At 62.8% G+C, this 8,748-nt stretch carries 6 protein-coding genes and 1 pseudogene; 3 read left to right on the forward strand and 4 right to left on the reverse strand.

Annotated elements, in window-relative coordinates:
- Window positions 1-21 precede the first annotated feature (21 nt).
- Window positions 22-1,176 (reverse strand): multicopper oxidase domain-containing protein, encoded by a 1,155-nt coding sequence (locus tag QOL69_RS17230; protein ID WP_283404183.1) that lies wholly within the window; start codon window positions 1,174-1,176, stop codon window positions 22-24.
- A gap of 233 nt (window positions 1,177-1,409) precedes the next feature.
- On the opposite strand from QOL69_RS17230, the gene QOL69_RS17235 reads away from it, so the two are divergent.
- Both QOL69_RS17235 and QOL69_RS17240 read left to right on the forward strand, forming a co-directional pair.
- Window positions 1,410-1,619, forward strand: coding sequence for a hypothetical protein (locus QOL69_RS17235; protein ID WP_283404184.1), 210 nt, complete (start codon window positions 1,410-1,412; stop codon window positions 1,617-1,619).
- Between the two features lie 314 nt (window positions 1,620-1,933).
- Window positions 1,934-2,602, forward strand: coding sequence for a hypothetical protein (locus QOL69_RS17240; RefSeq protein ID WP_283404185.1), 669 nt, complete (start codon window positions 1,934-1,936; stop codon window positions 2,600-2,602).
- A gap of 7 nt (window positions 2,603-2,609) precedes the next feature.
- Here QOL69_RS17240 and QOL69_RS17245 read toward each other — a convergent pair whose 3' ends face one another.
- Window positions 2,610-5,099 (reverse strand): heavy metal translocating P-type ATPase, encoded by a 2,490-nt coding sequence (locus tag QOL69_RS17245; protein WP_283404186.1) that lies wholly within the window; start codon window positions 5,097-5,099, stop codon window positions 2,610-2,612.
- The gene (locus QOL69_RS17250) at window positions 5,096-7,723 is read right to left on the reverse strand and encodes a heavy metal translocating P-type ATPase (RefSeq protein WP_283404187.1); all 2,628 of its coding nucleotides are present in this window, start codon (window positions 7,721-7,723) and stop codon (window positions 5,096-5,098) included. The genes QOL69_RS17245 and QOL69_RS17250 overlap by 4 nt, the downstream gene beginning before the upstream one ends.
- A gap of 127 nt (window positions 7,724-7,850) precedes the next feature.
- On the opposite strand from QOL69_RS17250, the pseudogene QOL69_RS17255 reads away from it, so the two are divergent.
- A pseudogene (locus QOL69_RS17255) lies at window positions 7,851-8,066 on the forward strand (zinc ribbon domain-containing protein); the annotation flags it as partial.
- A 45-nt stretch (window positions 8,067-8,111) separates the two neighbouring features.
- Here the strand turns inward: QOL69_RS17255 and QOL69_RS17260 are convergent.
- The coding region (locus tag QOL69_RS17260) for an SCO family protein (protein ID WP_283404188.1) at window positions 8,112-8,748 on the reverse strand (637 nt) is incomplete at its 5' end.

Genomic DNA, 8,748 nt, shown 5'->3' on the forward strand with positions numbered 1-8,748 from the left:
CTGTGAACGATTCTTGTCTTGCTAGTTCGGTTCGTACCCGGCGTAATCCATGAGTTGGCTGAAGATATCGGAGTCCATGACGGAGCGGTACACGATCCCGGTAAGCATCCCGCCGGGATAGAACGACCCGTTCATGACGTGGTTGACCTTGTGACAATGCATGAGATAGATACCGGGGTCGGCATCGGCTGTGAACTCGATCGTGTGTCGTTCTGCGGGGGCAATATTCGTGACGTCGATGTCGTGTCGGGCTGCTTCCGGGACGATACCTCCGTCTTTTTCGACGCGCTGGAAGCGGTGGTTGTGGATGTGCATCGGGTGGGACATATATCCACCGTTGACGAGGTGAATGCGGACTAAATCGCCCTTATCGACGATAATCGGCGAGCCCTGCTCCGGGTGGAGAGTTCGGGGCGCACTCTTCCCGTTGACGGTGAAGACGTCCGGATTGCGCGAGGCCGTGTCGAAGGTGAAGTCCGCTTCACCGGCCCACTTCTTCGGGATTCGCGAGTCCCAGTCCTTGATCGTCATGAAGTACTCCCGGTCCGCCGGCTCGTAGCCTTCGGGATCGACTCGGAAGATTCCGTACATCCCCATATCGATATGGCGGTGGGTCTGGAAGTGACAGTGGTACAAGTGCGTCCCCGGAACGTTCGCCGGAATCTCGTACGTGTGTTTCTCGCCTGCCGGGACTTGGACGCCGGTCGATGTCGGAACGCCGTCGTTCTTCCAACTCTTCGTGACTCCGTGGAAGTGGATAGTGTGTGGCCGACGTCCGTTCGTGTTGTCGAGCGTCACTTCCATATCGTTGCCTTCGGTCGTACGGAGGATCGGGCCTGGTACGCTCGGATCGTTGTCGTCGGCCTGCCACGCCCAGACGCGCGGGAACTCAACTGGACCACCCATCGAATCGAGCGGGTGAACGGCGTGTCGCGCCGGCTGCGTCCCCATCGTCACGGAGCCTCCCTGCTCGTCGACGTTGACCACCGTCGGAGGACTGGTGTAGGGAAGGTCAGATGAAGTCTGTGCTTCGTTCGGACCGCCTGCGGCCGCTGTCGGCGCGTTAATTGCTTTCGATGAACAGCCCGCCAATGCTGAAAGGCCAGTCGCGCCGGTCGCAGTAAGGAATTCTCGTCGGGACAGTCCGGTTCCAGGGGCACCGAAAGATCGGGTCATGGTCTACTTGGACGTTGTCCTGTCGCAGTAAACGGGGACCGAAGAATATCAGCTTTCGAGAAACTGACCGATTATGTTCGGTAACACCGGTCCGGTCTCACAAGCAACCCCTTCGTTTGCTGTCGGAAGAACGAGCATCTGAGACCAATGACGCGGCTGAGACTGACAGCGGTGTCCATGAGATCAGCGACACGACGGACGGTCGGGCGGTGAGCACTGAGGAGGTGGTCACGATGATCGAAGAAGTGTCGGACATCGGTCGGAAGACGGCGGACGAGAGCGGCAGGGCCTCCGCCGCCGCTCAGCAGCAGGCGGCGTCGATGACACAGGTCAGTGACAACGTCGAATCTCTCAGTGGCCGGGCGAAGCAGTTGCGCGAACTACTTTCGACATTCGATGTGAGTGAGTCTGCTCTGTTGAATCCGCAGAAGGCAGCGGGATAGCGTCGCTGTAAAGGCAGTAGCGAAGCGGAAGAGTCGAATGTGTCCAACCTACTGTTCCGCTTCGTTAAGCAAGCCGCGTCGCTGGCTCAAAAGCGCTGTGCCGCCAGTCCAACGGCGATCAGTGATCCGACTGGCCACGGATTTCCCGGCTGGAAGCATGTCACGCTCCACTTTTTGCGGGTTCACATGGACGCGACGTACCGCGAAATCGTGGATTGGGCGAGCGAGATGGACCGAGTTCGTGGGTTGTTACAGCTTTGCGGACGACATTTCCCGCACCCTCAACGCTGTACCGGTCGTTCGAGAGGGTGCCCATGTCGGTGTGGCGGCGCTTCCTTCAAGCGACTCCCCAACAGTGCGCTCCGGGCTCGCATGGAGCCACCGATGGTCTCCCCGTCCTCATCGGATACATCGTCTGGACGGACGCCCGACACGCGATCGTCGCGGTGCTGTTCTTCGTCTCCGCGTCGAACTACCTCTCGTTTTTTCCGGACGAGGATGTGCCGCCGGAGACCGTCGTCGACATCCTCTCGGTCGTCTATCCGCGTGACGTGGCAAACGCTGGAAGTGTACCTCCCGGACGTCCCCGTGTTCGCGGCCATGTCGATCGGCGTCGCTATCCTCGTCGGTACCGTGAGTCTACTGGTCGGGTTGAACGCGCTGCTGATCGGATTCCAGTGGCGAAGCTGGGGCGTCGCGGAGGGAGCGACGGTTCAGGGAACGCGGGACCGACCGCGGTCATCGGTGCGTGTGCGTGCGGATGCTGTGGGCCGCTCGTGGCGAAAGTGGCGATCCTCGCCGCGGGACCGTCGGTCGCCGCACCGCTGTACTGGCTCTTTGTCGACCCGTCGTCGCCGTTCGCGTCAGCGTTCCTCGTCGGCGGAATCATACTGTTCACCGGAAGCCTCGTCTACGCGACGAACGCGGTACGAGCTGGTAGCAGTACGCGACCGACCGTCTCCGGAGAGTCCGACCCGGCCTGAGCCGACATCACTCTCTGAAGAGGTCTCGCGACGAGTTCACGGCGAGGAGCCCGCCGCAGATAGCGACCGCGATCGCCGCGGTCACGGGGTTGAACAGCCCGACGAGTGCGACGGGGATCGCGATCGCGTTGTACGCGAAGGCGAGTCCGACGTTCTGCCGGACGCGCCGCCGCGCCGCCCGCGCGAGTTCGAACGTGGTCTCGACGAGCGAGAGGTCGTCGTCGACGACCGCGATGTCGGCGGCGTCCGCGGCAAGCGCCGTCCCGCTTCCCAACGAAATCCCGAGATCGGCCTGTGCTAAGGCAGGCGCGTCGTTGGTGCCGTCACCGACCATCGCGACGCGCCGCTCGCGCTGGAACCGCCGGATCGCCTCCGTCTTCCCCTCGGGCGGCACGTCCGCGAACACGTACGAGACCGCGTCCTGTTCCGCGAAGAAGTCCGTCGCCTCCTCGTCGTCGCCCGTGAGGACGGCGACCTCGATCCCGCGCTCGTGGAGGGCGGTGACCGTGTCCAGCCATCCCTGTCGGGGATTATCGCCGACTACGACGATCCCGTCCGCTCGTCCGTCGCGGCCGATCACGACCGGGAGCCGGCCGAACCCACGGGCTTTACGTGCTTTTTCTTGGATCTCGGACGTGACCGTCCAGCCTCGTTCGGCGAACAGATCGAGGTTTCCGACGAGCACGTCGCGGCCATCGACGGTTCCGGAGACGCCCGTCGCGTGCGTCCGGAAGTCGCGCACGTCGCGGCCAGCAGGCGTCGTTCCGGTGTCGTCGATACGGCCTCCGTCGGTTTGAGCCGCCTCCGCGTTGTCAGCCTTCGACTTGACCGCAGAGACGATCGCGGCCGCAGCCGGATGTGCGGCGCGCCGTTCGAGCGCGGCCGCATCGGCGAGCGCCTCGTCCGATGCGTTGACGTCGATGACCTCCATCTCGCCAGTCGTGAGCGTCCCGGTCTTGTCGAACACGACCACGTCGATATCGCGGAGCCGCTCGAAAATCGTGTCGTCGAGCACGACGATGCCGCGCTTCATCGCGTCGCGGATACTCGTGGCGACCGAAAGCGGTGTCGCGAGTCCGAGCGCCCAGGGGCTAGCGACGAGCAGCGCGAGCAGCACGCCGATAGCGCCCGCAGACAGCGGTTCGCCGCTGGCGACGGTCCAGACGCCGACCGCGGCCGCGACGGCAGCGACGAGGCCGACGATGCGATACGCGAGTTCGTCGGCGCGGCGCTGGATCCCGTGATCGGCGCTCTGGATCGACCACAGGGAGTCGGTGATGCGGTCGACGCTGCTCGTCACCGGATCGCCGACCTCGACGATCGCCGCGCCGTCGGTGACAACTGCGCCGCCGACGATCTCGTCGCCCGTTCGCTTCGCGACGGGGAGCGCCTCGCCGGTGACGACCGCCTCCTTGATGCTACAGTCGTCGCCGACTAGTGTCCCGTCGACCGGAACGCGTTCGCCCTCGCGGACGAGGATCCGATCGCCGGGAGCCAGCGAATCGACTGACACCTCCGTCGCGTCGTCACCGTCGAGCCGCCGAGCGCTGTCCACCTGCGAGACGGTGAGTTCCGTAAGCCGTTCGAGCGCCTGCTGTTTGATCGAGGTCTCGTAAAACGAGACGCCGGAGACGACCGCCGCGACGACGAGCGTCAGGTCGTAGAAGATGTTGTTGTCCCCGAGAAGCACCGCGCCTGTACCGTAACAGAACGCGCTGACGACGGTGATCGCGACGAGAAGATCTGTCGTCGGGCGACGCATCTTCAGACTGATGTACGCGCCGCGTAACACCGGCATGCCGGTGAAAAACAGCACGATTGCGGTTAACACGAAGTAGATACGCAAGAACAGGAAGCCGCTGCTCCCGCTCAGCTGGAACGCGCCTTCGAACGCGTCGAGGAACGTGGCGTCGACGTACGGCGCGAGGTGGGTTGGGTACATAATGGCCACGTACGGGACCATCAGGAACGCACCGAACACGATCCCGGCCGCGTACCGGAGCCCGAGGACCTCGTCGCTCCGACGTTTCCGGATGCCGTCCGCTTCCCGCGATCGACGCGTGCCGCTCGCGTCGCCGTCAGCGTTCGCCTCGGATCGAAGAAACGCGGTGTAGCCGGTCCTGCTCAACGCGTCGCGGAGGTCGTCTACCGACACCGTGTCCGCGTCGTGATCCACGCGAATCGTCTCAGTGACGTAACTCGCCTCTGCGGCGACCACTCCGGACTGCGTATCAGCAATGTGTTCGAGATACGCTTCACACGTCGACGAGTACATCCCGTCAATTCGGAAGAACGTCCGCGTGACGGCGTCCGAGTGCGATCGTTCCGGAGCCGCTCCCGTAGGGGATCGGTCTGGTGTGTCAGCGCGACCGAGCGCTCGGTCGATGTCCCGACACCCAGTACTACAGAACGCTCCGTCTGAGTCCCCCGAGACGGAGCCGCCAGCAATCGGTTGCCGACAGATGTCGCATTCGTCGGTGCGACCGCCGTCGCTCATGAACCGCCGATACCGTCCGTGAGTTCCGTCGGTGCGATCCGTGAGAGCCGCATCGCGTTCCCGGTGACGGCGGTCGTCATCCCAGCGTCGCCCGCCAGCACCGCGAGCCAGATCGGGACGAGCCCGAAGGGGACGCCGACCGCGAGCGCCGCCTTCACACCGAGACTCGCGAAGATGTTCTGTCGGATGACGCCGTTGGCGTCGTGCGACAGTTCGTACAGGTAGGGGAGCCGCGAGAGGTCATCACCCATCAGCGCGATGTCAGCGGTCTCTAAGGCCGTGTCCGTCCCCGCGGCACCCATCGCAACGCCGACGGTCACGGTCGCGAGCGCCGGCGCATCGTTGACGCCGTCGCCGACCATCGCGACGTCGCCGTACTCCTCGGCGACCGCCTCGACCGCAGCCACCTTCTCGTCCGGAAGAAGTTCGGCGCGGTAGTCGTCGACGCCGACGCGCTGGGCGATAGCTCCTGCCGTGCGTTCGTTGTCGCCCGTGAGCATCACGACGTGCTTGACACCGAGGTCGTGGAGCCGCTCGACCGTCGCCCGCGCTTCGGGTCTGACCTCGTCGGCGACGGCGATGACGCCCTCTAGTTCTTTCTCGGTGCCGACCAGCACCACCGTCTTCCCCTCCGCCTGTAGCTCCGGGACGACGGTGTCGAGTAGGTCGAGACAGCGGTTCTTCTCGCACAGCTGCCGCGTTTTCTGCGTGACGACGCCGCCATCCGTCGCCGCGTGGACGTGCGTGAGATCGAAGCCGAGCTCCTCGAAGAAGCCCGGCTTGCCCGCGTAGTGGGTCCGGCCGTCGAGGTCGGCGCGGACTCCCTTGCCGGTGATGCTCTCGAACTCGTCGACCTCGCGGTCCGGGACCGAGCGCTCTGTCGCCCGTTCGACGATCGCCTCGCCGATCGGGTGTTCGCTGCGTGATTCGAGACCGCGAGCGCAACGAAGCACGTCGTCTTCGGTGTTGTCGTTGAGCGGGACGACGTCCGTCACCGTGAGTTCTCCTTTTGTGAGCGTCCCCGTCTTGTCGAGGGCGATGGCGTCCACACCTCCCATCGCTTCCAAGTGTGACCCGCCCTTGATTAGCACGCCGTTTTTCGCCGCGCTCGTGATCCCGGAAACAACCGAGACAGGCGTCGAGATGACGAACGCACATGGACACGCCAACACGAGCAGCGTCAGCCCGTACACGACCGCGGTCGGCCAGGTCACGCCGAGAACGGACGGACTCGCGACCGTCGTCAGGACCGCGAACGCGACGACGACAGGGGTGTAATACGCGGAGAACCGCTCGACGAACTGCTCCCGATCGGTCTTGTTCGACTGCGCGTCCTCGACCATCTCGACGATCCGTGACAGCGTGTTGTCACCCGCGGTCGCCGTCACTTCGATCTCGAGGTACCCCTCCTCGTTTATCGACCCGGCGTACACGTCGTCGCCGAGCGTCTTGTCAACCGGGACGCTCTCGCCGGTGATCGGCGCTTGGTTGACCGCACTTTCGCCGTCGACGACCTCACCGTCCATCGGAATCTTCTCGCCCGGGCGGACGACGACCACGTCGCCGATCGCGACATCTTCGACCGGGACGGTCGACTCCGTACCGTCCCGTTTGACGCGTGCCTCGTCGGGCGAGAGATCCATCAGCTCCCGCAGGGAGTTCCGCGCACGGTCCATCGAGTAGGCTTCGAGGAGTTCGGAGACGCTGAACAGGAACGCGAGCGTCGCGGCTTCGAAGTACAGCGCCTCACCGAATACGAAGCTCGCGACGAGCGCACCGAGAATCGCGACGGACATCAGGAAGTCGATATCGAGGTTCAGGTTCCGCGTCGAGTAGTAGCCGTCGCGGAATATCTCTTGACCGGCGATCGCCACCGCGACGAGGAACGCCCCGTCCGCGATCGTCAGTTCGGCACCGAGTACCGACGCCACGGCCGCGTTCTGTCCGGGAACGAGGAACTCGAACACGAGGCCGACTGCCACGAAGACGCCGCTGACCCACGTCTTGATCGCTCTCGGACTCGTCCAGATACTGTCCGTTTCCTCAGTATCCGCTCCGTCAGTCGCACTCTCCTCCCAGTCGTTCACGCTGTATCCAGCACTTTCGATTGCGTCGACGATCCCTCCCTCGTCGATCGCGGTGGGGTCGTACGAGACGCGTACCGTTCCTGTCATCGGTTGGGTCTCGCGCTCCGTGATACCCGTTCGACGATCGAGTGCGTTCTCGACTTTCCCGGCACAGGACGCACAGTCCATCTCCGGAACGGAGAACTCCGCGGTCGTGATGTCGGCACCCTCGACATCGTACCCGGCCCGTTCGACGCGGTTCCTGATCGCGTCCGAATCCGCTTGGCCGGGATCGTGTGTAACCGACAGCGTGCCAGTCGTTACCTGTGTATCGATCTGCTCGATACCATCGAGTGTCTCGACGCTCGACTCGATCTTCCCAACGCAAGAGGGACAGTCCATACCGGGGACATTTAGCGTCGTGACCCCGGCTTCAGGCGGTGAATCGGTCTTCCCGTCACTCACACCGTTTTCAGCCGATGCGTCGTGAGCACTGTGGCTATGTGCGTCTGGATTCCGATCATTTGGCGGGTCAGTCTCTTCATCCGAGACAGTCATTATCAGAAGATAGCCGGTGAAGACTTAACAAATTAGCTGTTGATTTTGGGGTATAAATTAATACTTCTTAACAATATATTGCGACTGAGTTATTAAATAAGAGGGGCATTGTTGATACAGGTAGTTGAATAATCGTCCACACAACACCGGTCAAGACGAGTTCGGTTGTCTGAAGTGTGGATACGATGTTCACGCGGATTACAACGCAGCGAAGAATATCGGTCTGAAGTACCTCCGCGACCAGCAAAAGTCTGGGCGTGGAGGCGCACCCGTAGGCGTGCGCTTGAACAGCGGGATGTTGAATGTGAACGGCGAGTATTCGTCTACTGCTCTCAGCAGTTAGAACGGGAGTCCAAGCTGAATGCCACCCCCTTCAGGGCGCGGTAGCTTACTCGGTGGTGACCTGTTCGACATCGTTCACGAGTCGTTCGATGTCCGTTTGCGGTCCTCTCGGGTACGCACGCTCAACGATCCCCTGCTTATTTGCGAGGAGGATCAGCCCATAGTGCGGGAATTGGTACTCAAGATTCTCGTACTGATCGGCTGACGCCTTCTCAATCTTGAGCCCGAAATGCTCGTCTAACAGCTCCTGACCTCGTTCGTAGCTTTCCGGGCGGAGGAAGTGCCAATTGTTCGCATCGAGGTTCACCCCTTGCTGGCCGGCGTACTCACGGAGCGTTTCGGCGGTGTCGCGCTCGGGGTCGAACGTCTGCGCGAGAAATACCGCCTCATCGCTGTACCCCCCTTCGGTAGCAGCCTCCTGTGCGCGACGGAGCCGGAGGATGAGCGCGGGACACACCCCGTCCGGGCAGTTCGTGTAGAACGACGTCCAGAGGATGGCACGCTCACCCTCATACTCACTAATTGATATCTCTTCATTCGTGATCGGGTCCGGGACGGTGAAGTGTGGCATCTCATCGCCGTAGCTCGGGTGAACGGCCTCGCTTAGGTCCTGTTCTGGGGGACCGAGGACAGTTCCCTCAGCACCTTTGTCACCGAGTACGCCGAGACAACCGGCGGTACCA

Origin of the sequence: Halorubrum sp. DM2, from assembly GCF_901686465.1 — an archaeon.
Classification (GTDB): domain Archaea; phylum Halobacteriota; class Halobacteria; order Halobacteriales; family Haloferacaceae; genus Halorubrum.

Coding starts and splice junctions, on each gene's coding strand:
- QOL69_RS17230 (WP_283404183.1), bottom strand. CDS start 1,176: ATGACCCGATCTTTCGGTGCCCCTGGAACCGGACTGTCCCGACGAGAA.
- QOL69_RS17235 (WP_283404184.1), top strand. CDS start 1,410: ATGATCGAAGAAGTGTCGGACATCGGTCGGAAGACGGCGGACGAGAGC.
- QOL69_RS17240 (WP_283404185.1), top strand. CDS start 1,934: ATGTCGGTGTGGCGGCGCTTCCTTCAAGCGACTCCCCAACAGTGCGCT.
- QOL69_RS17245 (WP_283404186.1), bottom strand. CDS start 5,099: ATGAGCGACGGCGGTCGCACCGACGAATGCGACATCTGTCGGCAACCG.
- QOL69_RS17250 (WP_283404187.1), bottom strand. CDS start 7,723: ATGACTGTCTCGGATGAAGAGACTGACCCGCCAAATGATCGGAATCCA.